The organism is Herminiimonas contaminans (assembly GCF_015645465.1).
GTDB classification, from domain to species: Bacteria; Pseudomonadota; Gammaproteobacteria; order Burkholderiales; family Burkholderiaceae_D; genus Oxalicibacterium; species Oxalicibacterium contaminans.
The window spans coordinates 106701-130712 of the sequence record NZ_JADOEL010000012.1 but is presented as its reverse complement, the minus strand read 5'-3'; the positions used below and the strand labels follow the sequence as shown (position 1 = coordinate 130712).

General features: G+C 55.3%; 22 protein-coding genes. 9 read left to right on the top strand and 13 right to left on the bottom strand.

What is annotated here, in order from left to right; translation table 11 throughout:
- Positions 1-879 (top strand): TonB-dependent receptor domain-containing protein (locus IXC47_RS14420; RefSeq protein WP_195876065.1); only part of this gene is annotated, 879 nt, incomplete at its 5' end.
- Between the two features lie 76 nt (positions 880-955).
- Here IXC47_RS14420 and IXC47_RS14415 read toward each other — a convergent pair.
- Positions 956-3799: an autotransporter family protein gene (locus IXC47_RS14415; protein ID WP_230089571.1), complete on the bottom strand. Its 2844-nt coding sequence runs from the start codon at positions 3797-3799 to the stop codon at positions 956-958.
- A 166-nt stretch (positions 3800-3965) separates the two neighbouring features.
- On the bottom strand, positions 3966-4865 hold the full coding sequence (locus IXC47_RS14410) for a LysR family transcriptional regulator (RefSeq protein WP_195876064.1): 900 nt from the start codon (positions 4863-4865) through the stop codon (positions 3966-3968).
- Positions 4866-4977: 112 nt separating this feature from the next.
- Here IXC47_RS14410 and IXC47_RS14405 point away from each other — a divergent pair, with 112 nt between their 5' ends.
- Positions 4978-5751 carry an SDR family oxidoreductase gene (locus IXC47_RS14405; RefSeq protein ID WP_195876063.1) on the top strand — a complete coding sequence of 258 codons (774 nt, stop codon included), beginning with the start codon at positions 4978-4980 and terminating at the stop codon, positions 5749-5751.
- A 154-nt stretch (positions 5752-5905) separates the two neighbouring features.
- Positions 5906-6613, top strand: coding sequence for a response regulator transcription factor (locus IXC47_RS14400; RefSeq protein WP_195876062.1), 708 nt, complete (start codon positions 5906-5908; stop codon positions 6611-6613).
- 19 nt (positions 6614-6632) lie between these two features.
- Here IXC47_RS14400 and IXC47_RS14395 read toward each other — a convergent pair whose 3' ends face one another.
- From IXC47_RS14395 to IXC47_RS14375, 5 genes are all read right to left on the bottom strand, one after another.
- A complete protein-coding gene (locus IXC47_RS14395) occupies positions 6633-8090 on the bottom strand; it encodes an ArnT family glycosyltransferase (protein ID WP_195876061.1) in 1458 nt (485 codons plus the stop codon).
- A complete protein-coding gene (locus IXC47_RS14390; protein WP_195876060.1) occupies positions 8087-9472 on the bottom strand; it encodes an ATP-binding protein in 1386 nt (461 codons plus the stop codon). Before IXC47_RS14390 ends, IXC47_RS14395 begins: the two co-directional genes overlap by 4 nt.
- Entirely contained in the window at positions 9469-10131 is a 663-nt protein-coding gene (locus IXC47_RS14385; protein ID WP_175626030.1) for a response regulator, read from the bottom strand. Before IXC47_RS14385 ends, IXC47_RS14390 begins: the two co-directional genes overlap by 4 nt.
- An 81-nt stretch (positions 10132-10212) precedes the next feature.
- Entirely contained in the window at positions 10213-10920 is a 708-nt protein-coding gene (locus tag IXC47_RS14380; protein WP_175626029.1) for a phosphatase PAP2 family protein, read from the bottom strand.
- A gap of 93 nt (positions 10921-11013) precedes the next feature.
- Entirely contained in the window at positions 11014-11463 is a 450-nt protein-coding gene (locus IXC47_RS14375; RefSeq protein WP_195876059.1) for a winged helix-turn-helix transcriptional regulator, read from the bottom strand.
- A 97-nt stretch (positions 11464-11560) separates the two neighbouring features.
- Between IXC47_RS14375 and IXC47_RS14370 the strand changes: the two genes are divergently transcribed.
- On the top strand, positions 11561-12799 hold the full coding sequence (locus IXC47_RS14370; protein ID WP_195876058.1) for an MFS transporter: 1239 nt from the start codon (positions 11561-11563) through the stop codon (positions 12797-12799).
- Here the strand turns inward: IXC47_RS14370 and IXC47_RS14365 are convergent.
- Entirely contained in the window at positions 12779-13384 is a 606-nt protein-coding gene (locus tag IXC47_RS14365; RefSeq protein ID WP_195876057.1) for a glutathione S-transferase N-terminal domain-containing protein, read from the bottom strand. The two genes, IXC47_RS14370 and IXC47_RS14365, sit on opposite strands and share 21 nt — an antisense overlap.
- 1 nt (position 13385) lies before the next feature.
- Entirely contained in the window at positions 13386-14594 is a 1209-nt protein-coding gene (locus IXC47_RS14360) for a YbfB/YjiJ family MFS transporter (protein ID WP_195876056.1), read from the bottom strand.
- 122 nt (positions 14595-14716) lie between these two features.
- Here IXC47_RS14360 and IXC47_RS14355 point away from each other — a divergent pair, with 122 nt between their 5' ends.
- On the top strand, positions 14717-15613 hold the full coding sequence (locus IXC47_RS14355) for a LysR substrate-binding domain-containing protein (protein WP_195876055.1): 897 nt from the start codon (positions 14717-14719) through the stop codon (positions 15611-15613).
- A 54-nt stretch (positions 15614-15667) separates the two neighbouring features.
- Entirely contained in the window at positions 15668-16879 is a 1212-nt protein-coding gene (gene gltS / locus IXC47_RS14350; protein WP_175626023.1) for a sodium/glutamate symporter, read from the top strand.
- Between the two features lie 17 nt (positions 16880-16896).
- On the opposite strand, the gene IXC47_RS14345 is transcribed toward gltS, so the two are convergent.
- Genes IXC47_RS14345 through IXC47_RS14330 form a run of 4 tightly spaced genes read right to left on the bottom strand, consistent with a single transcriptional unit; the run spans position 16897 to position 21039 of the window.
- Positions 16897-17262, bottom strand: a complete 366-nt coding sequence (locus tag IXC47_RS14345) for a response regulator (protein WP_195876054.1) — start codon at positions 17260-17262, stop codon at positions 16897-16899.
- 35 nt (positions 17263-17297) lie between these two features.
- On the bottom strand, positions 17298-17849 hold the full coding sequence (locus tag IXC47_RS14340; RefSeq protein ID WP_195876053.1) for a hypothetical protein: 552 nt from the start codon (positions 17847-17849) through the stop codon (positions 17298-17300).
- 5 nt (positions 17850-17854) lie between these two features.
- Complete coding sequence (locus IXC47_RS14335; protein WP_175626020.1) at positions 17855-18574, bottom strand: methyl-accepting chemotaxis protein; 720 nt, start codon at positions 18572-18574, stop codon at positions 17855-17857.
- A gap of 44 nt (positions 18575-18618) precedes the next feature.
- Positions 18619-21039 (bottom strand): HAMP domain-containing protein, encoded by a 2421-nt coding sequence (locus tag IXC47_RS14330; protein ID WP_195876052.1) that lies wholly within the window; start codon positions 21037-21039, stop codon positions 18619-18621.
- Positions 21040-21386: 347 nt separating this feature from the next.
- Between IXC47_RS14330 and IXC47_RS14325 the strand changes: the two genes are divergently transcribed.
- From IXC47_RS14325 to IXC47_RS14315, 3 genes are read left to right on the top strand one after another with little or no spacing between them, the layout of a single operon-like run.
- Positions 21387-21683 carry an ArsR/SmtB family transcription factor gene (locus IXC47_RS14325; protein WP_175626018.1) on the top strand — a complete coding sequence of 99 codons (297 nt, stop codon included), beginning with the start codon at positions 21387-21389 and terminating at the stop codon, positions 21681-21683.
- Between the two features lie 21 nt (positions 21684-21704).
- The gene (locus IXC47_RS14320; protein ID WP_195876051.1) at positions 21705-22877 is read left to right on the top strand and encodes an MFS transporter; all 1173 of its coding nucleotides are present in this window, start codon (positions 21705-21707) and stop codon (positions 22875-22877) included.
- A 27-nt stretch (positions 22878-22904) separates the two neighbouring features.
- Positions 22905-23963 carry an alkene reductase gene (locus IXC47_RS14315; RefSeq protein ID WP_303049238.1) on the top strand — a complete coding sequence of 353 codons (1059 nt, stop codon included), beginning with the start codon at positions 22905-22907 and terminating at the stop codon, positions 23961-23963.
- Positions 23964-24012: the final 49 nt, after the last annotated feature.

The following is a 24012-nucleotide window of genomic DNA, read 5'->3' as shown; positions in this document are numbered from 1 at the left end:
GGTGGCGGCGGAGGTGGCGGTGGTGGTGCCGGTACCTTCAATATTCGTACACTTAATTTCAATCAGCAGACTCATGTCGATACCTTCAGCGCTGAAGCGGCATACAAGATCAATGACATCAGCGGTATCACTGCGGGTGCAGGCTGGGTCAGCCAGCGTCGTGACGATGGCGGCAGTGACCAGTCGACTCCTATCGCTGCCTTGAGCGGCTACATCGATGTAGATCCGGCCTGGCGTCTGAAGGGTGGCCTATCACGCAAGGCGCGCGCACCGAGCCTGACGCAGCTGTATGAAAGCGCGCGTGGCAACCCTAACCTGAAGATGGAAGAATCGACCACCGCTGAAGTCGGTGTGGTCTGGAAAGCCGGTACGCAGACTACGGTGGATGCGACAGTATTCAACTCGGCGATTCGTAACTTCATCCAGCCAGACAGCAACAGCATTCAGCAAAATCAGGATCGCTTCCGCAATACCGGCCTGGAACTGCTGGCGCGTACGGCAGTGGGCAAGGGGACGATCAGCGCAGGCTATACCTACCTGAGTGCGAAGAACCTGGTGAATGCCGAGTCGCGCACATTGCAATACCTGCCGCGTCATCGCCTGACACTGGATGCATGGCAACCGCTGACCGATAAATTATCTTTGTTCGGTAGTTTGCTCTACGTAACTGACCAGACTTACTATTCACGTACCGGCACACTGCGCTCTGCGGAGTTGCCATCGTATGTATTGGCCAATACTCGCATGAGCTATGACGTCGACAAAAAAACGCAATTGTATGTAGGCATAGACAATTTGTTTGACCGTGATTACGCCACTGCCTATGGCTTCCCGCAACCGGGACGCTCGGCATACGCTGGGCTGCGCGTGCGCTTCTGACGAGGTAGTTACGCATGGTAAAAAGGCGAGCCTGGTGCTCGCCTTTTTTATTTACATCCTTGTTTTGATTTGCGATTTACCATTTGATACGCATACCTATCTTCCCTCCGTATCCATATGAGTCACTACTAGCCAGGCTGGAGTTGTAGCTGACTTCTCCGTAGACGGAGTATTTGTCATTATTCCAGTTGTGCGAGCCGCCGAATCCGAGTCCCGCCCACAAGCGGTCATTGCGGCTGGCGAAGTTCCTATCCGCGACTGTGACTGAGGTGCCGTCAAAGAATTCGTTGTACAAATTGGCGATGCCGTAGAGGCGAGTGCGGTTTTCCTGGTAATCAAGACTGAGGCCAAGGCGACCTTGCAAGCTGTCGTCACGTCCCTGTCTGACCGATGCACCAAAGACGTCGGTGAAGTCATTAAAGCTGGCTTTGGAATAAGTCAGTTGAGCTTGTGGTGTCACCGACCAGTTGCCATTCATCTTGACGCGCTTGCCGCTCTCGACCGACCAGGCCTGGCCGAAGGCGTGGTTGCCGCTTTTAAGGCTGTGTATTGAGTTGGCAGACAGATTGCTGCTGTACCAGGTCAGCTGCGCCATGCCATCGACATAGAAACCGTTGGCACCATACCAGGTCAACGCGCCACCTACACCGTAACCGTTAGTGGAGATATTGCCGGAGCCATAGTTGTTGACGCCGTAACGCCACGATGTTTTAGCGCTGCCATGCACGTAGTGGAGGAGGGCGCTGCCGACGAGTTTGCCGTTGTTGTTCTCCGTCAGCATGGCATCGATGCCGCCCTGCATTTTGTAGGTGTCGTACTGATAGTCACTGCCGGAAGTCGACTCTTTAGGCGTCATCCGGTTATGCCCGCCTTCCACCCGTACCCACATACCATTCGTTTCGGTAAATGCACCCGTTACACCGCGTCCATTGTCTTTGGCAGACGCACTGCTGCCATCATTCCAAAAACGATTGCCTACCCGTTGCTGCAGTGTAGGCAGACCATTGAGGCCTAACAGAATTTGCGGATAGGCTTCGTAACTCGGCACGCCAGGTTGGTAGAGCGGTGTACTCGCCACGTTCATTAACGCTGAACGCAGGTACCAGCTGCCATCTGCGGGTGTGGATGCGCCACCTGCATAGAGGCGATAGGCATATGCGCCAGCTACCACCGCTTGCTGTCCTTCAAAGGTGGTATTGCCTACCAGCGAGAAGGTGCCGTTAGACGCGCCCTGTACTTCAATAATCCTGATGCCTTCGGTCGTTTGTGCACCAGCGCCGCCGAAGTTAGTGACTTTGACCGGTGTGGCACCTGAAGTGCTGCCGGTGATGACCAAGCGATCAGTGGCGGAGCTGTCGTCGCCCAGTTGCGTCCTGATTTCGATACTGCCGCCTGCCGGGGTGTAGTTACCGGCGACGGTGAGTGTGCCGAGGGTGCTGCTGTGACCAGGAGCGATAACGCCACGATTGGTGGTGATGCCGACCTGGCCGATACCGGTCAGGCGCGCGCCGGATTGCACATCGATAGCGCCGGCGAGGATGCCATCCATTTGCAGCGTACCCGCACTGACTGCGGAGTTGCCGGTAAAGGTCGAACTATCGCCGGTCAGTATCAGCGTGCCGGTACCCAGTTTGTTAAAGGTGGAGTTGCCGGTAAATGCGGTGCTGATGGCGATGGTGTGTCCATTGGTATCGAACCATGCGCCTTCGGTTCCGACGGTGAGTCCCGTGAATCCATTCAGGAAATTGGTTTCATTGCGGTTGGCGCGCAGTATGCCGCCGTTGAGGTCGAGGTTGATGGTGCCGGCTCCTGCAACTACGGAGCCAGTTTCGACGATACCGCGCCCGCTGGCATCGCCATTGAGATGCAATGTGCCGTTACCGGTGGCGTTATTACCGATCTGAACATCATCACCTACCGTTATCAAGCCGCCTTTGTCGACATTCACGGTGCCCAAGCCGTCAACGCCGATGGCCAGATCATCAGTAACACTTAAGGTCGACGTATTGCCGGTGCTGCTGGAGACGTTGACTGTGCCCTGGCCGCCATTTGCGTAGCCCACATAGATCGTTGCAGCACCACCGCCATTTTGCATGGTGCTTACCGTTGCTCCCTCCAGTACGTTCAGTTCGCCTGTACCTACGAATCCCACATAAATGTTATCAACTGGATCCCAGAGCGAACCAAGACCTGTAACGGTAACGTGTCCGTTGCTACCGCCACCGAAGCCGATAATTGCCTGACCGCTATGTACCGTACCGCCGTTGTTGATCAGTAGTGTGCCGTTGCCGCTAGTCCCGATTTGAAACGATTGCGTGAGAGGATTTTCCCAGGTTGATCCGGCTCCGGAGACAAGCACAGTACCTGTGCTACCGCCATCGTAGCCGATGACGGCTGATCCGCTGTTCCTCACTACGCCGCCATTCAGAATATTGAGCGCACCGATACTGCTTGCGCTAACACCGACTAACACACGGCCGGAACTGGTCCAGGTCGAGGCATTTCCCATGCCGTCTGTACCCTGCACGGTAATGGTTCCATTACCAGTACCTGTGTTACCTATGTAGGCCCAGTCGTTGGTGACGGTACCGCCAGCGTCGATCAGCAAGGTTCCGATACCGGTATCTCCAACGGCCAGATCGCCACCGACATCCCAGTTCTGTGCACCTCCAGGGGGTAGAGAGCTCAAGTCACCAGTGGAGCTTACTGATTGCGCACGCGCCTGCTGCATACCGACACCTGCATATAGCAATGCAGCGAGCGGGGTCGACAGGATAAACGCGTGACGATAAGGGAGGGGTGTGCTTCGATGCGCGGACTGCCGATGGTGACGGTAAGCCGCGCACCACGCTGGCATGTCGTCTTTGGAAGCAGTTACAGAATTTGCACAATGCAAAGCATCAGTATTGGAGTTAGTCATTCATGGTTCCCTATTGATTCAGTATGCAGATGTCAATTTCTGCATAGTCGAGTCAAGGCCGATTAAGGAATCGATATAGATTGCATATCCCTGTATGTAATCTCGGCAGGGACGGCTGAATACTGAATGAAAAATTTCCTTATTGCAACAAAATAACAATTGTTAACTAATTCAGGTAGGGACCCAACAGTTCGTTCATCCAGTTGCTGAACACTTGCGCACGCGGTGACAGGCTGCGTCGGTGCGGATAGACGATTTGCACCGGCATTGATGGTGCGCGCCAGTCCGCCAACACTTCGACCAGCTCACCTGCCATTAAATGATCGCGTACATCAAACGCTGGAATCTGGATCAGTCCCATTCCGGCCAGGCAGCAAGCGATATACGTTTCAGCAGTGTTGGCCGAGACCTGCGCATTCATCACCACGGTTTGCAACTGGCCGTCTTCCTCCCATTCCCATTGCACGGCGCGCCCACCGTTCGGCAAGGCGTAATGTACCGTCAGGTGCTGGGACAGATCAGCCGGGCTTAGTGGTGTTCCATGACGGCGGAGATAGGCGGGACTGGCGCAATTAATCATATGGAAGCTGCCCAGGGGGCGGGCAACCAGACTGTCGGACACAACCTGGCCGACGCGTAGCGCAAAATCGATGCCTTCATGTACCAGGTCTATCGGGAGGTCACTGGAACCCAGGTCTATTTCTATATCCGGAAATCGATCAAAGAACTTCGGCAGCGCAGGTGCGACGTGGCGGCGTGCAATCCTGCTCGGCAAATCCACTTTCAAGCGGCCTGCCATTCCGCGCGTACGCAGCTTGAATTGCTGTTCCAACGTTTCACTGTCAGCCACCAGATTGATCGCGCGCTCCAGCAGCATCTCACCTTCGCGGGTCAGGCTGACGCGACGCGTGGTGCGATGAAATAAACGCGTATCCAGTCGGGTTTCCAATTGCTGGATCGCCAGCGAAACCGTGGGGCGTGGCAGTCCGAGCTGATCTGCGGCTGCAGTGAAGCCGCCGCTATGTGCGACTCGGATGAAGATGCTGAGTTGGTCTATGCGATCCATGGCGCTTTATTGGTAATGAATTCTGAATAGTTTATACATAAATGAGCTGTTTATTAACAAGTGTCTTCGACCGTAAAGTGGACAGGCCTACCATCCATACAACGGAGTTGACATGAGCAAACACACTATCAAAGGTAAAGTCGTACTCATCGCCGGCGGAGCCAAGAACCTCGGCGGCCTGATTGCGCGCGATCTGGCGGCACAAGGTGCGAAAGCCGTCGCCATCCATTACAACAGTGCAGCCAGCGCCGCTGAGGCGAAAGAGACTGCCGCCGCGATTGAGCGCGCCGGTGCCAAGGCTGTCACGCTGCAGGGCGACCTGACCTCTGCCGCTGCTGTTGAAAAACTGTTCGCCGACACGATTGCAGCAGTGGGGCGACCAGACATCGCCATCAACACCGTTGGCAAGGTGCTCAAGAAACCGATGACCGAAATTAGCGAAGCCGAGTATGACGACATGACAGCTGTGAATAGCAAGTCGGCTTTCTTCTTCCTGAAAGAAGCAGGCAAACACGTCAATGACGATGGCAAGGTCTGCACGCTGGTGACTTCCTTGCTCGGTGCGTTCACGCCTTTCTATGCCGCGTATGCAGGTACCAAGGCACCAGTGGAACACTACACGCGCGCTGCGGCCAAAGAGTTCGGTGCACGCGGTATCTCGGTGACAGCTGTTGGCCCGGGCCCTATGGATACATCTTTCTTCTATCCGGCTGAAGGTGCAGATGCTGTGGCTTATCACAAGACAGCGGCTGCGCTGTCCGGCTACAGCAAGACCGGCCTGACCGATATCGAAGACGTGGTTCCTTTCATCCGGCACCTGGTCAGTGATGGCTGGTGGATCACTGGCCAGACCATCCTGATCAACGGCGGCTATACCACCAAATAGGTTGCGCCGATAAGTTCAACTGACGTAGCGCTTTAAATCCCGCGAGCAATTTGTTTCATACCGCGTCTCTTCCGTGTTGAAAGCGGAAGGGCGCGCTAGCCTGCGCGCAGCACCGAGTTTGAGTACTGGCCATCAACGTTAAACACTTTAAAAAATGAGAATAGCGACGCTGGAGGCTGATCAGCTGGAGTCCAACGTCCTGCAGCGCATAGTTGTCGATGCAGGCCATGAATGCACGGCGTTTTTTAATGGGCTATCCCTGATAAACGCCTTGCATTACAAGCGATTTGATTTACTGATACTGGAGTCGCTGTTGCCGGATATGGAAGGTAGTGATGTCATCCGTATGGTCAGAAATAGCGCGAGTAAAAATATGATGGTGATGTTCCTTACGCATCGTATCTCGGACGCAGATGTAGTCCAGGGCATCAGGGCAGGTGCAAACGACTATGTGAGCAAACCTGTCAGTGCATCAGAGTTAACGTTCCGCATCCAGGCACTGCTGAAAATTTCTCCACTACCTGTTTCTGAAGAAAGGACGGTAACGCGACACATTCCTGATTTACTGGGAGTTGGTTTTTATTGTTTTGATTTGAAACAGGGAATTGCCACTGTACACGGGCAGCCGGTAGCTTTGGAGCCCAAGGAGTTTGAGATTGCGGTACTGCTTTTTTCCCATGCCGGCCAGGTGGTTTCCAAAGAAAAAATTATGAATGCAATTTGGGGGCGTACATCGGTAGTCGGCTCTCGCGCACTGAGCACGCATATGTCGCGTATGAGGAGCAAGTTACGCCTGGGCCCGGACAACAATGTAAAGTTGGTGACGGTCTATACCAGGGGGTATCGGCTGGATGTTTTCTAATCGCTCTTACCAAACCTCTTTACTCCGGCCGAACCAGCGCGCGCGTTTTTCCGACAAACAGGATATGGTCAGCAGTGATCGCTTGTCGTTCTAATTCATTGCGATCGACCACGACCAATTCATTATGGGTATTCTTGCTCAGGGATGCGTCCGGTTCATAGTGCAAGGTATTGCGTGCATAGTAATCGGACGAATACTCGGGGCGTACCTTATACGCGAGTTGCATGCCTGGTGTAGCCGCACGATGGAAGGCCTGTATCAAATCGCGGTCGGAATTGGCGCTGGCTTTGCTGACGATATATGGACCGCACATGATAGCCAATATGGCCAGCATTGCGAGTGAGATGCCAGTGCGCGTCTGCATGCTAGCCGACGCGTTTTCCAGCCATCTCGCCACCAGTACGCTGAAAGGCAGGGCAGCGGTCAGGCCATAGGTCCAGATGATGTTGCGGCTGAAGCTGAAGAATAGCAATGGTGCCAGCGTCGCACACCAGAGAAAGCGTTCTATCGCCAGCAATTGCTTAGGGCGCTTGCCAAAGAAACGCAGCAACTCACTAACAAAGATGCCTAGCCACGGCAATATGCCTATGCTCCAGAACACCCAGATCGCACCCATAGGTTGCTGTTGCGCGATGCCGTAGTGATCGCCTTTCCAGCCGGGTACCAGGAAGCGTGAGAAGTGTTCGCCGATGATGAAGTAGTTGAGAAAGCCCGGATTGGTGTACTCAGCCGCGATATACCAAGGCATGAAGATACCCAGCGCCAGTGCCAGTCCACCCCAGCTGAATACCTGGCGGAACAACTGCCATGGACGGCGTTCCACCAATGCGTATGCGATCAATGGCAAACCGATCAGCGCCCAGGTCGCCAGGCCTTTGCACAAGGCACCGAGTCCTATCATGCTCCAGAATGCAAGCCGCCATTTGAAGGCATCATCGCCACTACTATTTAAGGTACGCCATGCAAAGTAGAGCGCAGCAACGATGATCACCATCTGCAAGGCATCGGTCATGACAGCACCAGCGCACAGGAAGAACAGCGGCGACGCAGCCAGCACCGGCGCGACCAGCCAGCTACGGCGCAGCTTCATTTCCTTCGCAAAACCCATCGCGACCACGATAGCCAGCAAGGATGCGAGTAATGCGGGCAGGCGTGCAGCAAATTCATTGATGCCGAATATTCCCATCGAAACAGCACTAGCCCAGGTGGAGAGTGGTGGCTTGGCGAAGAACGGTGTTTGCGGGTCGATGTGCGGCATCAGCCAGTAACCGTTGCTCACTGCTTGTCGCGCGATTTCGCCATATCTTGCTTCGGTGGTATCCGCCAAGGGCAGCAATGCCATCAGGCCTATGCGATAAGCCAACAATAATAAGGTAGCGGCCAGCAAGTACCAGAGATAGGAAGGTACTTTTCTATGCTTGGTAGGTGACGGAGTTTCTGCAAATGAAATGGATTCAGAAAATGTTTGGGGATTCATGCTGCTCTCTGAGAGGGAAGGCCGGCCGGGCGTTGATCCATGCGTGGTGTGGCTTCGACGCTGACTTGTTTGATGCGTATGGTGGCGTGCAAGCCTTTGCCATCGGTGCCACTGTCCAGTGCAATGCTGGCGTCGTGCTGGGCAGCGATGGTTTTGGCGATGAAGAGACCGAGACCGCTGCCGGACTCGCCGCTGCCTTCGCGACGGTAAAAGCGATCGAAGACGCGTTCGCGGTCGGAGACAGGTATGCCGGGGCCGTTATCGGCAACCTGCAACAAGGCGTGACCATCAACACTCGATACACTGACATCGACCCGACCATGCGCTGGTGTATAGCGCACTGCGTTATCGACCAGGTTGCCGAGCAGCACGCGCAGGTTTTCTTCATCGCCGTACGCGTAGATATGGTTACCGCTGTTGCTGCCGTCAGCGGGTACGACTACGCCCAGATCGACGTGTTTGTTTTCTGCCTGTGGTGCGAGGTCGGATACGACACCGGACACCAGTTGTTGCAGGTCGACTCGTCGATAATGTCGATCCGGCACGCGTCCTTCATGTCGGGCCAGCATCAACAGTTGTTGCACCAGATGGGTGGCGCGATTCAGGCGTTCGTGCAATCTGGCCAGGCCAGTCTGTAGCTTGGGATCTTCGTTGTCGCGCTCCACGAGTTGCAGCTGCAGCTTGAGCGCCGCCAATGGCGTACGCAATTCATGCGCGGCATCGGAGACGAAGGCACGCTGCGTGGTGCGGGCTTGTTCGAGACGTGTCAGCAAACCGTTCAACGCCAGCAGCATGGGCTGCAATTCCGGTGGATAGGCTTCGTCGCTGATGGTTTCCAGTGCTTCCGGCGTACGCTGGTTGATGGAGGCGGCGAGACGTCCTATCGGCTGCAGTGCGCGCCCGACCACGATCCAGATCAGCAGGCCGAGCAATGGAATCAGCACCACAAATGGGATCAGCGAACGCAAAGCCATGGATGCCGCCATGCGGTTACGGATGGCAGTCGGCTGCGGTACCTGGATGAAGCGCCCCTGATCCAGCTGGCTATAGACGCGCCAGTTTTGCTGGTTTAGTTTGGTCTTGCTGAAGCCTGTGGTGCTGACACGGCGCAGACTGATGGTCGGCGCCGAGGTAAACAGCAGTTGATTATCTTTGTCCCAGATCTGCAGCATGACTTCGTCTTCCGAGTCATCGCCGACCTGTAGCGTATGACCGGTCGATAATTCTGTAGGGAAGGCCGTCGCGATCTGCTGCAACTGGTAGTCGAACATTTCATTCATCTCATGCCGTACTTGCACATAAGTGGCAAAGCCAGCCAGTAAGGTGGCAGAGATCATGCCGCCAAACAAATACATGAGCAATTTGCGTCGTATGCTGATCATGCTGCCAATCCCAGCTTGTAGCCTATGCCACGCACGTTCTTGATGAAATCCGTTCCGAGCTTTTTGCGCAAGCCGTGTACGTATACTTCAATTGCATTGCTGCCTATTTCTTCATTCCAGCCATACAAACGTTCTTCCAGCTGTGCGCGTGACATGACGCGATCGGGCTGGTCGACCAGCGCCAGCAGCAGTGCGAATTCGCGTGCGGATAAATGCAGTGGTACACCTTTGTAGGTAATGGTGCGGGTCGCCGGGTTGATACTTAAGTCTGCATAAGTGAGTTCCGGATTGCTGCGTCCGGCACGGCGTCGGATCAGCGCGCGCATGCGGGCGAACAATTCATCGAGGTCAAATGGTTTGATCAGGTAATCATCGGCACCTGCATCGAGACCTTGTATGCGGGCGCTGGTAGCGTCGCGAGCCGACAGGATGAGTACGGCGGCATCGCCTTGCTTGCGGCGATAGTCATCCAGTACGCAGATGCCATCTTTGCGCGGTAAACCGATATCGAGCAGGATGAGGTCGTAAGTGTGATTGCATAGCGCCAGCTCAGCCGCATGACCATCCTGCACCCAGTCGACTGCGTAGTTTTCCTTGCGCAATCCTTCTTCCAGGCTCTCGCCTATCATCGTATCGTCTTCTACCAGTAATACCCGCATGCTTGCTCCATTCATGGCAAAACCGCCCCCGTCGGGGCTAGCCTGTGCGAGCAGGCTAGCGCTGCCGACGTTAAGAGCGGGTTAAGCATGCGATTGCTTGCCCGCAGGAAATTTATTGCTTGTAAACAGGAGCAAACGCCGCTGGTCAAACAGCATGGTGACGCTGGTGACCCATGCCAACGAAAGCAGCAGGCTGGCGGCGATATCGGATGGATAGTGCAAGCCGAGGTACATGCGGCAGAAGCCAACCAGCAGCACGAATGCGCCTGCTGCTATCACTATGACGCGCAGATGGCGTGAAGCACGTAGCAGGAAAACCAGTGCCAGCGCGAGCGTCATCGCTTGCATCGCATGACCACTCGGGAAGCTGAAGGTGTTTTCCGGTGCGGCCAGCGCCCACAAGGCAGGGCGGTGCCGTTCGACTATGTGCTTGACGGTCACGTTCAGGATGGCGGAGCCACCGACTGCGGTCAGCCAGAACAGCAGCGCATGCCATTCTCGCTTGAGTACCAGCACCGCCAGTACCAACAAGCTGAACACGGTAACGGCGGCCGATATTTTCAGCGCCAGCTTATCCAGCAAAGGCGTCGCGTATGCATGCAGCGCGAGCAGGAAGGATGAATCGAAGGCATAGCCGACGTCGTTCTTGATGTCGATTGCGAGTGCGCAGAACAACAATGCCGGCAGGAATACGCCGAGCATGGGCATCATGCTCTTGATGGAGAGTTTTTGCGTCCGCGTGGCCGCGACTAGGGATGTGTAAGGTGGGGCTTTATCGGTCTGGTTCATGCCTGCTTCCCGTTGTTAACTGGTACGGGAGGCAGATTAGGCGGCAATACTTAAGGACAACTTAAGGCAGTTTGCATACTGCCAAGTGTATTGTCAGCCGTTGAGTTTCTGTACCCGGGTGTTGCTGGCATTTAATTTGCGACCGTTGGCTGAGCGTGCTTCCATTTTGGGTATGACCTTGCCGCTTTGTTTTTCCAGCAGCAACGAACGTGGTTCATCTTTATCAAACAAATATTCTTCACCCCATTGCCGCAAGCTGACGATGAGCGTGAAGAGTGCTTCGCCTTTCACGGTCAGTACATAGTCCTGATAAGCGCTGCCGTCGGTTGCGGGTATCGCTTCCAATATGCCTTGCTCTATCAGCTTGTGCAGGCGATCGGACAGGATGTTCTTGGCGATACCCAGGTCCTTTTGAAAGTCACCGAAGCGTCCCATGCCGTCGAAGGCATTGCGTACGATCAGCAGCGACCATCTGTCGCCGATGACATCGAGCGCGCGGGCGACCGGGCAGGGCTCTGCTTGCTGGCTTGCTTTTCTGGACATGGATGCTTCCTCTGCAATGAAAATATCTGGTTGCATTTTAAAACCATATTCGATATGCTTCAACTGGTTTTAAATTGCAACCAGATTGGAGTGTCCTATGTCTTGCCAGCAAGTTTCAACAACCTCACTAAATTCCTGCGCAGAATCCGACACGGACGCCAGCGTCCCGGACTGGATGGTATGGCTGTTTGCCATCGCCTGTGGTTTGAGCGTGGCCAATGTCTACTATGCACAGCCCTTGCTGGATGCGCTGGCAGCCGACTTCAAGCTGGCAACAGGTGTCATCGGCATAGTCGTGACCGTGACACAGCTGGGTAGCGCAGTTGCTTTGCTGTTGCTGGTGCCGCTCGGAGATATGTTGAATCGCCGTCGCCTGCTGCTGGTGCAGCTGGGCGCACTGGCGCTGGCACTGTTGCTGGTGGCTGCTGCAGCGACGCCGGTTTATTTATTGATAGGGATGCTGTTCGTCGGCATGCTGGGGACGGCGATGACGCAAGGCTTGATTGCGTATGCGGCGACGATCGCTGCACCAACCGAACGTGGTCGTGTGGTTGGCACGACGCAGGCTGGTGTATTGGTCGGCTTGCTGTCGGCGCGCGTACTGGCAGGAGCAATTGCGGACCTCTCAGGCTGGCGCATGGTGTACATGGTGTCGGCAGGGTTGATGGTGATGCTGGCTTTGGTTTTGCTGCGCGTGTTGCCGCAACGTACAAGCCATCCTTCCGGTTTGTCTTACCCGCAATTGCTGGCTTCGATGGGACAGTTGATGTGGCGTGAACGTGTGCTGCAAGTGCGCGGTGTGATTGCGCTACTGATGTTTGCTGCGTTGAGTATTTTCTGGAGTGCGATAGTGTTGCCGCTCAGTGCCGCACCCTATAACTATTCAAAGACAACGATAGGTGCGCTCGGCCTGATTGGTGTGCTCGGTGCGCTGGCTGCGAGCCGGACCGGACGTTGGGCGGACCAGGGCTGGGGACAAAGAACCAGTGCGCTTGCCTTGATACTGTTAGTTATGTCGTGGTTGCCGCTGGCACTGATGCAGCATGGTTGGGTGTTCCTGGTTGTTGGCATTATTGCTTTGGATCTGGCCGGGCAGGCGATACATGTGACGAATCAAAGCATGATTTTCAATGTACAGGAAGGCTCATCGAGCCGTTTGGTCGGTTGCTATATGCTGTTTTATGCAGCGGGTAGTGGTCTGGGTGCGATCGCCGCGACCAGGGCTTTTGCTTACGGCGGCTGGTCGGCGGTGTGTATGCTGGGCGCTGCCGTCAGCGGACTGGCTTTGCTGTTCTGGTGGTTCAGCCGTCCGTCATCAACTGAAAACAGTGCTTGAGAAACTGTCACGTTGCAGCATGCGGGTGCGCAGGGCGGACAGCGCCGGATACTTGCCTTGCCATTCGACTTCCGGCAAACGGAAGGAGATGTAGTCGAGTGCCACGGCGATGACGATATCTGCCAGCGTCACGGAATCAGATGATGGCAAGGACGCTGTATAGGCAGTGTTCAACGCGGGCAAGGTACGTTCTATCGCTTGCCGGCGACGCTGGCCGAGCACGCTGTCATCGATTTCCTTGCCGTGGTGCTTGCGCGTGATCATGGTGGTGAACGCCGCATCAATCAAGCCTTGCGCCCAGCCTGTCAGTTGCAGGATTTCTGCATAGCGCGCGGGCGGCAGCAGCGTGTCGCCAGTGCCGACCTGATCCAGATATAAAGCGATCAGCAGCGATTCCGTAATGCTGTGACCGTCATCTGTGACCAGTACCGGTACGCGGCGCACCGGATTGTGTTGCAGCAGCTTGGCATCTTCATTCCATGGATCGCTCCAGACTAATACCAGCTTGTCGGCGCAGCCTTTTTCCAGCGCAACTACGCGTGCGATGCGGGCATAAGGCGAGGTGCGATTGAGCAGGAGTTCCATATCAGTGTCCGTTCTTGCAGAGGTTGATCGTAACGGCGGGTGTAGTTTGCGTCCTGGGTGTGAGCATGAGCAAAAGGCAGGCACTCAGCATGACCAGGCTGCCGATCGCAAACAGCGGCAGGTAAGTGCCGAGTACGCCATATAGTGCCGACATGCCGTAACCGGACAAAGCTTGTGCGCTGGAGAATGATACTGCGCCTATACCCCATACCCGTTTATAAGCGGCAGGGCCGACCAGTTCCATCACGCGTCCCGAGGTGAGGGTCACCATGCCGGTCACCATGATGCCGACGATGAGCGATGAAGCCGAGCGCCAGAAGAGTGTAATCGACAGCAACGGAATCGCAATTGCGGCGGCCTTGATAAAAAAGCCCAAAGCCAGGCTACGGTGCCAGCCCAAGCGCTTGCCGAGATAGCCGGCCAACAAGGGGCCGATGATTGCGCCTATGCCAAATAGCAGCCACTGCATGGATGCTGCGTTGGTGCCCAGTGCGTTTTCCCTATCGAGGAAGTCGACCCAGAATACGGTGTGCGGGATGAAACCGATCGCGTCCAGGCCGTAAGCCAGTACGACCAGCAATGCAGCAAGACTGAGTGCCGGAACGGGCAATGCGACATCCGGCTGAGTGGACGTCAGTGCTTTGTTGAGTGTGAGGCGACGCAAGCCCCAGTCTGCCAGCAAGCCTGCGCCCAGCGATAAGAGCCCGAGTACCAGCCAGGCTGCGCTCAGGTTCAGGCGTAGCAACATGGGTATCAGGCTGGCCGACAATATTGCGCCCATGCCGATGCCGGTGAACACGAATGAAGCAACAAGGCCCCGACGCTCCGGCGGGATCGCGGTCAGCGCGACTGAAGGACCAAGCACCATCAACAAGCCGCCCGCCAGCCCCGAGATAAAGCGCCAGACGAAAAACCAGCTAAACGCCGCCGGCAGTGCGCACAGTACGAAGCTCAGTACGATGCTGGCAAAGGAGATGCCCAATAGTTTGCGCGTGTCAAAACGTTCGGATAAACGAACCGCCAGCAAGGCGCCCAGCAAATAGCCGAGCAGGTTGGCGGCCCCGAGGTAAACCGCCTGCGAACTGTGGAACCAGCCCTGATGGATGACAGCTGGCAACAATGGCGTGTAGGCGAGGCGTGCCAGGCCGACCGCAGCCAGGGTGGCGGTGGTTCCAACTGCGATGGCGGGCAAGTCGCTACGTGAGGGCATATGGTTTCCTGTGGCACAAGAACGCGTTTTGTAGATACATCATAGGCTGAGCCTGCTAACACTACAAACGATTAGTAATGATATGCTGTATCACGTTTAGAGATGCAGCATGAGGTGGAATCATGGATCTGAAGTCACTACGTTTGTTTCTGGCGGTTGCTGAAACCGGCAGTTTTGTCGCGGCTGCCGAGCGTCATCACACGGTGCAGTCGAATGTGACCGCGCATATCAAGAAGCTGGAAGATGAAGTCGGCGCGCAACTGATAGAGCGCGGCGTACGCGCACGTCCGAGCTCGGCTGGCTTTACCTTGATGGCTTATGCTGAACGCATGTTGCAGGCGCATGACGAAGCGCTGGCCTTGTTCAAGGGTGGAAATGTCAGTGGCAGCCTGCGGGTAGGCGCGATGGAAACGACGACTGCGCTGCGCCTGCCACCATTGCTGACGCAATTTCACGCCGACCATCCGGAAGTTGACCTGAAGCTCACCACCGGGCCGACCGCCAAACTGGTGGCCGGTCTGAATGAAGGGCGCTTCGATTGTGTCTTCATCGCTGGCAAGCTGGAGAATCCGCGCCTGTATCAGTCCAAAGCCTATCGTGAAGAGCTGGTGCTGGTGTCTGCTACTCCGATGAAGAGCATGCCGTCGGCCGATACATTACGGGCGTCAACATTCCTGGTATTTGGCCAGGGGTGCAGTTATCGTCAGCGCGTCGATGTGCTGCTGGCTGACAGTGGGGTGTTTTCTTCGCGCATGGTGGATTTCGGTTCGCTTGATGCGATCCTCGGTTGTGTCGGTGCCGGTATGGGCTATGCACTGATGCCCAAGGTGGTGTTCGATGCACATAAACACCGCTTTCCGATTTACAGCCTGAAACTGCCGCAGCGACTGGGCGTGGTGGATACCTATTTTGTCGCTGCCGAGCGTACCGGCTGGACGCCCGCCTTGACCTCGTTTGCCGACGCTTTACGTGCTTCGGTTACACCCAAGCAGCTTGAAGGAAAAATTGCAGTGCTGTAATGTGAGGCTATTGCTTGTGTTCTGATCGTCGGTCCACCCATCGAAAGGAAGCAGATGATTAGCCTGGACGTACTGGAAACGCTGGTTGCAGCATCGCTGGTATTGTTATTGGGACGCAAGCTGGTCGCGTCTTCCTCCTTCCTCAAAACCTATAGCATCCCCGAGCCGGTAGTCGGTGGTTTGCTGGTTGCATTGCTCCTGTTTGCGCTGCGTGGCGTATCCGACATGCGGGTACAGTTCGATGGCAGCCTGCAGGGGCCGCTAATGCTGACCTTCTTTGCCACCATAGGCTTGAATGCGAATCTTGCCAGCCTGAAAGCAGGCGGGCGTACGCTGGCCTTGTTCCTGCTCGTCGTGCTCGGTTTGCTGGTCGCGCAAAACATCATAGGCATCAGCATGGCCAAGCTGATGGGGCTGGACCCGCTGATCGGTTTGCTTGGTGCGTCAATTTCACTGTCTGGTGGTCATGGTACCGGTGCGGCCTGGGGCAAGGTGTTTGCCGAGCGGCATGGCCTGGCAGCAGCGACCGAGATTGCGATTGCCTGCGCCACCTTTGGTCTGGTTCTGGGTGGACTGGTCGGCGGCCCGGTGGCGGGGTTCCTGGTGCGGCGCTTCAAGTTGCAATCAACTGCAACCGAGCCGGAAGATGAGGACCAGATACTGCAGAGCTTCGAGCAGCCGAAGGCGGTGCAATTGATTACACCGCAGGCGTTCATAGAAGCGCTGGCCTTGATTGCGATCAGCCTTTCGGTCGGCACCATGTTTGCGAGCCAATTGAACGGCACCGCATTTGAATTACCGACGTTTGTCTGTGTACTGTTCGTCGGTGTGGTGCTGAGCAATAGTTTGTCGGCACTGGTGGGCTACAAGATTTTTGAACGGGCGATCCAGTTGCTGGGTAATGTCAGCTTGTCGCTATTCCTGGCCATGGCCTTGATGAGCTTGCGCTTGTGGGATCTGGCGACGCTGGCTTTGCCGGTCTTGCTGATACTGGCAGTGCAGGCAGTAGCGATGGCGGCTTATGCCGCGTTCGTCACTTTCAAGGTGATGGGTTCCAACTATGATGCTGCGGTGTTGGCGGCGGGGCATTGCGGCTTTGGCCTGGGCGCTACACCGACTGCGATTGCGAATATGCAGGCGGTGACTGAGCGCTTCGGGCCGTCACATGTGGCTTTTCTGGTGGTGCCCATGGTCAGCGCATTCTTTATCGACATCGCGAATGCGCTGGTGATCAAACTATTCCTGGCGCTGCCCATCTACAACTAGCAGATTCGATAAAACTATCAGGCCACCAGTTTTTTGAAGGTTGCGAGTACGGCATCGCCTTTGAATGGTTTGACGATCCAGCCCTTGATACCGGCAGCCTTGCCGCGTTCTTTCATCATCGGCGAGTTTTCGGTGGTCAGCATGATGATATTGACGCTGCTGTTGCCGAGTTCGCTGCGGATTTTTTCCGCCATGGTCAGGCCATCCATATTCGGCATGTTCACGTCTGAAATCACCAGCTTGATGGAGCTGTCGCTTTTCATCTTGGCAAGGCCGTCGCGGCCGTCGACTGCCAGCACCACATCCAGATCATTTTTCTTCAGGTAATCACCGACTTCATTACGGACGGTGGCGGAATCATCGACTACCAGTATTTTTGCCATGTTTTTCTTCTCAAGTAATTTCTAAAATAATTGGTTTAAAACAGTTCAAGTTCGCCGGTGCTGGCGCTTGCTTCATCTTCTGCTACTTCAAAATCGATATCGTCATAAGCACTGACGCACAGGCTGACGTGGAACAAAGGGCTGCCATCGACATCCACCGCGAAGTGCTGGATGTGGCTGCAATTGAGCATCTCTATATAGGACAGGCAGTGACCATCGAGGAAGTTGGGCGTGGACATGCCGATGTGCGGGAAGTAGCTGCCGAGTTCACGATTCAGGATGCCGCAGAACAAATTGCCGTACTCCGCTATCGCGTCATGGAAGGCTTGTTTGTCGTCACCTGTTTCCGACGTTTCATGCAGGCCAGCCATATAGGATCTGGTTTGTGCATCCTGCTTGAAGTGGATCATCACCATCAGGCGGAACAAATAGGAAGAAACGGTAAGGACGACCGCTTCCTGTTCGATCAGGCTGGTGACATCGGAAGTGATGCCGATGTCACTACGCTGCAGCGCCGACGGCAGGCTGGCTTTCAGTGAGCGTATGAGGAGGAGGTCGAAGCCTTCCTGGGCGTGTGGGCTGATCATGATGCTTAAACGGTGAGTGCTTCTTTGGTTTTGTCGTTGACGAGGTTGAGGCCGATGACGGCACCGACAATCATCTTGCCGCCTGCCTGCAGGTCCTGGAAGGTAGTGGTGGTGATGAGGTCGCTTTCGTGCAGATTGCTGCGATAGCTTTTCGAGAGTTTCTCTGCGCGTTGTGCCAGTGAACGTACTTCAGCGGCGACCACCGCGAAGCCGCGGCCATATTCACCGGCCCGTGCTGCTTCTATCGATGCATTCAGCGCAACGATGATGACCTGATTCACGATGAGGGCGAACTCGTCGTTCTTCACGCGCATTTCACGGTTGTGCTTGATCAACACGCCCATGTCGTCGTGCCAGCGTTCAAAGGTTTTGATCAGACCCATTAGACGGGCAATGGTATCGGCAGCGCGTTCGCAATTCTCTACCGCGACTGCATTGCTGTCAGCGTTACGCTCGGACAGACTTTGTATCAGTTGCTCATGCTCCTCTTGCAGCTGTGACAGTTGTTCCTGGTTCACCAGTTTTTCCTGTTCCAGCAATTGCTCATGCTGTTCCATCTTTTGCTGCATGTCGCGCATGACGTTTTGCAAATCCTGTTCCAGCGCTTGCGCTTGTGCGATGTCGACCATGCCGCTCAGGCGTTGTTGCAGCTTGCGGATACGCCATTGCTGCAACAGGCCACAGAGCAGGAAGCCGACGACGAAGAAAATAATAGAGTTAAGCATGATGAATGTGATTCTCGTTTCAGTAGTGCATGTGATGACGCTGCTTAAGCAACGCGGCTATCGTCTTGCACATCCTTGTTGCTGCTGTGTTCGGACAAAGGCGTTTGCAACAACTCGTGCAACAAGTTGTCATCAGCTTCATCGGCCTTGACGCCAAACGCAGCGGGCAGGGCCACAGTGAGGTGGAACTGACGGAAGTCGGCGCCGACTGCATCATCGTCAAACTGGATAGCTATCGTGCCACCTTCACGGCTGACGAAGGCCAGCACCGCATCCATGCCGACGCCACGACCGGACACTTCGCTGACTTTGTCTGCGGTGGAGAAGCCTGCCTGCAGGATCAGTTGTGCCGCAGCCAGGTCATCCAGTTGTTCCGGTGCTTCATGCAAACCTTTTTGCTGTGCGATCTGGCGTATGCGTTTCAATGCCAGGCCGCGACCATCGTCACGCAGGCTGATGTTCAGCATGTGTTCATCCATGCCCATGAGCAGGCTGATCTTGCCGGCTTCTGGCTTGCCGTTTGCGACGCGTACTTCCGGTGTTTCTATGCCGTGATCCATCGCGTTGCGGATCAGGTGCATAAAGACATCCTTGAGCAGGGCGCTGATCTGGTTATGCACGACGTAACCGCCATCCTTGATCTCGATGACAGGTGCTTGCTTACCCAGCTCTTCTGCCAGCGCTGGCATCGAAGCGATCACGCCGGACAGTGCTTCATCCAGGCGCTCGGTGCCGAGCAGGCGCAGCGTGCGACGTACTGCATTACGGACAGCTACCAGTTCATGCAGATTTGCAGTGTTGACGTTTTCCAGGCGATGCAGGCTTTCCTGGATGTGTTTTTTATCTATCATCAGATAGCTGTCGATCTTGCCGCCGCGGCCCGGGCCTTGACGGCTCAGGCTGACTTCATTGATGCGCGCATAGCGTTCAATCGCAGCGCGTACACCGGCCAGCTCATCCAGCAACAATTCCTGGTTCCATACACGGCCGCTGTCCGGTTTGCGCAATTCGTCGTAGTGCTGCTCCGCTTCGTGGACGATGTCGGCCAGGTGCAGCAAACCGTAGGTGCGGCCATTGCCCTTGATGGTGTGCATATTGCGGAATAATTTGGCGATGGTAAATTCGCCGGTGTCGGTGCTGTGCCGGATGATCAGCTCGTTTTCATCGATGAATTTCAGCGAGCTGATGATGAAGTCATGAAATTTATCCTGGCTGACCGCGAGGATTTCACCAATGATTTCGAGTTCGCGTTTTTGTTCGTTGGCTTCTGCTGCCAGTTGGCGCAGTTCAGTCACGTCGCGTACGCACAGCATCAGGCGCACGATTATGTCGTTTTCATCAATGATAGGCGACCAGCTCAGGTCCAGTACCTTGACGCGGCCATCGGCCATGCGTTTTTCGATTTCACCAACCATCAGGTGCTGGTTGAACTCGAAGTTCATTAAGTCTTCACCTATGCAGGCACCACCGATAGCTTCCATCTGCGCCAGTGCATCAGTGCCGAGATTGGTATCAGCAAACACAAAGTCCATGATGTTGCGACCGACGATGTCTTTGGTTTCGAACACGGTTTCCAGATAGGCCGAGTACTCCGGATGGATTTTGTTGCCGTCGACGATGGTCAGGATGCCTTGCGGGATGTTTTGCAGCATGGTCTGGATATCGGCTGTCTTCTGGCGTACCAGCGCTGATGCTTCTTCAATTTTTTCCAGCATGCCGTTAAAGGCTTTGATCGAGTGACCGACTTCATCCATGCGATCGATAGGGACGCGACGGGTGAAATCCTGGCTGGCTGCGATTTCGCTCATCATCTTTTGCATGCGGCTGATCGGGCCGGTGATCTGGCGATACAGCAGGAAACCGATAGTCGCCAGGAAGATCACGGCGAGGATGGTGACGACCGTAATCGCAGTAGTGGTGGTTGCCAGGTTCGCGTTCAAGGCGGCAATCGCGACGTCCTTGCTGCGGTTTTTCTCGATGCGCAGGGTGTCGATGATTTGTTCGAGTTCTTGCTGGAACTGTACGACGTTGCCGAACAATGAGGCCTTGGCGATTTCTTCCTTGCCTGCCAGCTTCAGCTGCATGGTGCTGTCTATCGCATCGAAGTAGTTGACCAGGCTTTCTTTCGCCTGCTCGACCAGACCGCGCTGTGCCTGGCTGTCGACTTGCGCCAGTTGCTTGTCGAGTGCTTTTTCGAGGATGGCTTTCTTGCCTACCAATTTTTCATTGTTCTGTATGGCGATCTGTTGATCCGGCTCGGACACGATGGCCATCGCCGAGAGCTGGACTTCTTTCAGCTGGGCCACCAGATCGGATGAGGCGAGGGTGCTTGGCACCACGCCTTCGGTAACGGTTTTTACTTCGACCGCGCTGCCGCGTGACTGGAATACCGCGTAGCCGCCAATCAGGGAGATGGCGATGAAGGTCAGTATGACGAGTAGGGTGATACGCAGGCGTATGGTCATGGCAGAAGGTCTTCCATTGGATGGTGGGCAAGTGCCGCAGGCGGAGCGCCTGGTGTAAGAGCCGTTTGGACTTGCTTGGATGTGTTTCCGTACGGCATTGTTGCACCGGAGCATGACAGGCTTATGACAAGGAATCAGGTGTTAACAAGGCTATCCACGGCTGTTAACTACTGCGCCATGAGCTGAAGTCCCGAGATTCTTGAGAGGCACCAGCGGAAAAAATGGCCGCTGCCAGCAAACATTTTTTATATATCGTAAAATTACGATATTAAATTCTGATGAAGGCGATATTTGTTTCGCCTTTTAACGAAAAGTAATGAACAGAGACATTTGGAAGGATCACCATCATGGACATAGATGCTATACACAAAGCGCTGGCTAACCCGGTACGCAGGCAAATCCTGCACTGGCTGAAATCGCCTGAAGAGTATTTCGCAGAGCAGGAGCACCCGCTGGATTTCGGTGTTTGCTGCGGCATGATCGACAAGCGTAGTGGCTTGTCGCAATCCACCATTTCCGCCCACTTGGCGACCTTGCAGGCGGCGGAGTTGATTACTCCGCGTCGTGTCGGTCAATGGGTGTTCTTCAAACGCAATGAAGCCACGATCCAGGCCTTTCTGGATTCGATACACGGCGATTTGTAATCCCATATTCAGAAAGACTGTATGCCCTTAGCTTTAGTCATCCTGGCGCTTAGCGCCTTTGCCATCGGTACCACCGAGTTCGTCATCATGGGCTTGCTGCCTGATGTGGCGCGTAGCTTGTCGGTGTCGATACCCAGCGCCGGCTGGTTGATCAGCGGTTATGCCCTGGGTGTCGCGATAGGCGCACCCATCATGGCAGTGGCCACAGCCTCGTTGCCGCGCAAACGTGCCTTGCTCTTATTGATGGGTATCTTCATCGTTGGCAATGTCTTGTGTGCGGTTGCAACCAATTACAACTTCCTGATGGTGGCGCGCATTATCACTGCGCTGTGTCATGGCGCTTTCTTTGGCATAGGCTCCATCGTCGCTGCCAGCCTGGTACCGGAAAACCGCAAGGCTTCCGCAGTTGCATTGATGTTTACAGGCCTGACGCTGGCGAACGTACTGGGCGTACCTTTGGGTACAGCACTGGGTCAAGTCGCTGGCTGGCAAATGCCGTTCTGGGCCGTGGCCATACTCGGCGTGCTGTCGCTGATCGGTTTGTGGCGCGTGATGCCGGTGAACCGTCATGAAGAAAAAACTGACCTGCGCGCCGAGATCGGTCAATTGCGCAATGCCGGTTTGTGGGCTGCATTGGCAACCACCATGCTGTTTTCTGCTGCAACCTTTGCGCTGTTTACATATGTCGCACCTTTGCTGGAAGACGTTACCCATCTGTCGCCGCGCGGTGTGACCTGGACGCTGTTTCTGATTGGCGTCGGCCTGACGGTCGGTAACTACATCGGTGGTCGTCTCGCCGACTGGCGTCTGGGTACGGCCCTGACCGGCATTTTCCTGGCGCTGGCAGTAGTCAGCTCCATCGTGCGCTGGACCAGTCCTGATTTAATTTCTGTAGAGATCAATTTATTCCTGTGGGCCATGGTGTCATTCGCCGCGGTTCCAGGTTTGCAGGTCAACGTGATGATCTTTGGCAAGGCAGCACCGAATCTGGTGGCGACGCTGAATATCGGCGCGTTCAATGTTGGTAATGCGCTGGGCGCGTGGGTCGGTGGCTCCGTGATCAGTGCTGGTTTTGGTTTGCAGGCAGTACCGTTGGCCGCAGGCGTACTTGCGCTGACCGCAGTGTTGGCAATGCGCGTATCGATGCGCCTGGCCGGTGATGAAGCGACAGCACCTGCTGTTGCAGTAGCTTAATCCTGAATAATTTTTTGAAAGAATATGATGACTAGCCATTTATTTACTCCTATCAAAGTCGGTGACCTGACTCTCGCTAACCGCGTCATCATGGCGCCACTGACACGCTCGCGCGCTATTGGCGGCGGCCGTGTACCGAATGACCTGATGGTCGAATACTATGCGCAGCGTGCATCGGCAGGCCTGATCCTGACCGAAGCGACTGCGGTGACGCCACAAGGCGTGGGCTATGCGGATACACCGGGCATCTGGTCGGATGAACAGGTTGCGGGCTGGAAGAAAGTGACCGATGCGGTGCATAAGGCAGGTGGCCTGATTTCGCTGCAGCTGTGGCACGTTGGTCGTATTTCGCATCCTATGTTCCTGAACGGTGATTTGCCGGTCGCACCTAGCGCGATCAAGCCTGCCGGTCACGTCAGCATCGTGCGCCCACAAGTTGAATATGTCACGCCACGTGCGCTGGAGCTCGATGAAATCCCTGGCATCGTTGCCGCTTATCGCAAAGGTGCAGAGAATGCCAAGCGTGCCGGTTTTGATGGTGTCGAAGTGCATGGTGCCAACGGCTACCTGCTGGATCAGTTCCTGCAAAGCAGCACCAATCAGCGTACCGATATCTACGGTGGCTCGATAGAAAACCGTGCACGCCTGATGCTGGAAGTAACCGATGCATGTATCGAAGTATGGGGCGCAGGACGCGTAGGTTTGCACCTGGCACCACGCGGTGATTCGCACGATCTGCACGACTCTGATCCGGCGGCTACCTTCGGTTATGTTGCTGCCGAAGTGGGCAAACGCGGTATCGCATTCATTTGCGCGCGTGAATCGCTGGGCGAAAACCGCCTCGGCCCGCAGCTGAAGAAGGCATTCGGTGGTGTGTATATCGCGAATGAAAAGATGACTAAGGAAATCGCCGAGAACGTTATCGCCACCGGCGAAGCCGATGCCGTCGCATTCGGTAAACTGTTTATCTCGAATCCTGATCTGCCACGTCGTCTGAAAGACGATGCGCCTTTGAATGCGCCGCGTCCGGAAACCTTCTACAGCGGTAACGCTGAAGGCTATACCGATTATCCTGCGCTGGGTTAATCATGGTAGCCAGCACCTGCGCCTGGACGGGCAGGTGTGACCGGCATTA

What these genes read in the sequence shown, in the direction of transcription:
- IXC47_RS14365 (WP_195876057.1), bottom strand. Translation starts at nt 13,384, where the DNA reads ATGGAACTCCTGCTCAATCGCACCTCGCCTTATGCCCGCATCGCACGC.
- IXC47_RS14335 (WP_175626020.1), bottom strand. Translation starts at nt 18,574, where the DNA reads ATGCTTAACTCTATTATTTTCTTCGTCGTCGGCTTCCTGCTCTGTGGC.
- IXC47_RS14380 (WP_175626029.1), bottom strand. Translation starts at nt 10,920, where the DNA reads ATGAACCAGACCGATAAAGCCCCACCTTACACATCCCTAGTCGCGGCC.
- IXC47_RS14415 (WP_230089571.1), bottom strand. Translation starts at nt 3,799, where the DNA reads ATGACTAACTCCAATACTGATGCTTTGCATTGTGCAAATTCTGTAACT.
- gltS (WP_175626023.1), top strand. Translation starts at nt 15,668, where the DNA reads ATGATTAGCCTGGACGTACTGGAAACGCTGGTTGCAGCATCGCTGGTA.
- IXC47_RS14345 (WP_195876054.1), bottom strand. Translation starts at nt 17,262, where the DNA reads ATGGCAAAAATACTGGTAGTCGATGATTCCGCCACCGTCCGTAATGAA.
- IXC47_RS14325 (WP_175626018.1), top strand. Translation starts at nt 21,387, where the DNA reads ATGGACATAGATGCTATACACAAAGCGCTGGCTAACCCGGTACGCAGG.
- IXC47_RS14330 (WP_195876052.1), bottom strand. Translation starts at nt 21,039, where the DNA reads ATGACCATACGCCTGCGTATCACCCTACTCGTCATACTGACCTTCATC.
- IXC47_RS14370 (WP_195876058.1), top strand. Translation starts at nt 11,561, where the DNA reads ATGTCTTGCCAGCAAGTTTCAACAACCTCACTAAATTCCTGCGCAGAA.
- IXC47_RS14405 (WP_195876063.1), top strand. Translation starts at nt 4,978, where the DNA reads ATGAGCAAACACACTATCAAAGGTAAAGTCGTACTCATCGCCGGCGGA.
- IXC47_RS14395 (WP_195876061.1), bottom strand. Translation starts at nt 8,090, where the DNA reads ATGAATCCCCAAACATTTTCTGAATCCATTTCATTTGCAGAAACTCCG.
- IXC47_RS14315 (WP_303049238.1), top strand. Translation starts at nt 22,905, where the DNA reads ATGACTAGCCATTTATTTACTCCTATCAAAGTCGGTGACCTGACTCTC.
- IXC47_RS14355 (WP_195876055.1), top strand. Translation starts at nt 14,717, where the DNA reads ATGGATCTGAAGTCACTACGTTTGTTTCTGGCGGTTGCTGAAACCGGC.
- IXC47_RS14360 (WP_195876056.1), bottom strand. Translation starts at nt 14,594, where the DNA reads ATGCCCTCACGTAGCGACTTGCCCGCCATCGCAGTTGGAACCACCGCC.
- IXC47_RS14320 (WP_195876051.1), top strand. Translation starts at nt 21,705, where the DNA reads ATGCCCTTAGCTTTAGTCATCCTGGCGCTTAGCGCCTTTGCCATCGGT.
- IXC47_RS14375 (WP_195876059.1), bottom strand. Translation starts at nt 11,463, where the DNA reads ATGTCCAGAAAAGCAAGCCAGCAAGCAGAGCCCTGCCCGGTCGCCCGC.
- IXC47_RS14340 (WP_195876053.1), bottom strand. Translation starts at nt 17,849, where the DNA reads ATGATCAGCCCACACGCCCAGGAAGGCTTCGACCTCCTCCTCATACGC.
- IXC47_RS14390 (WP_195876060.1), bottom strand. Translation starts at nt 9,472, where the DNA reads ATGATCAGCATACGACGCAAATTGCTCATGTATTTGTTTGGCGGCATG.
- IXC47_RS14400 (WP_195876062.1), top strand. Translation starts at nt 5,906, where the DNA reads ATGAGAATAGCGACGCTGGAGGCTGATCAGCTGGAGTCCAACGTCCTG.
- IXC47_RS14410 (WP_195876064.1), bottom strand. Translation starts at nt 4,865, where the DNA reads ATGGATCGCATAGACCAACTCAGCATCTTCATCCGAGTCGCACATAGC.
- IXC47_RS14385 (WP_175626030.1), bottom strand. Translation starts at nt 10,131, where the DNA reads ATGCGGGTATTACTGGTAGAAGACGATACGATGATAGGCGAGAGCCTG.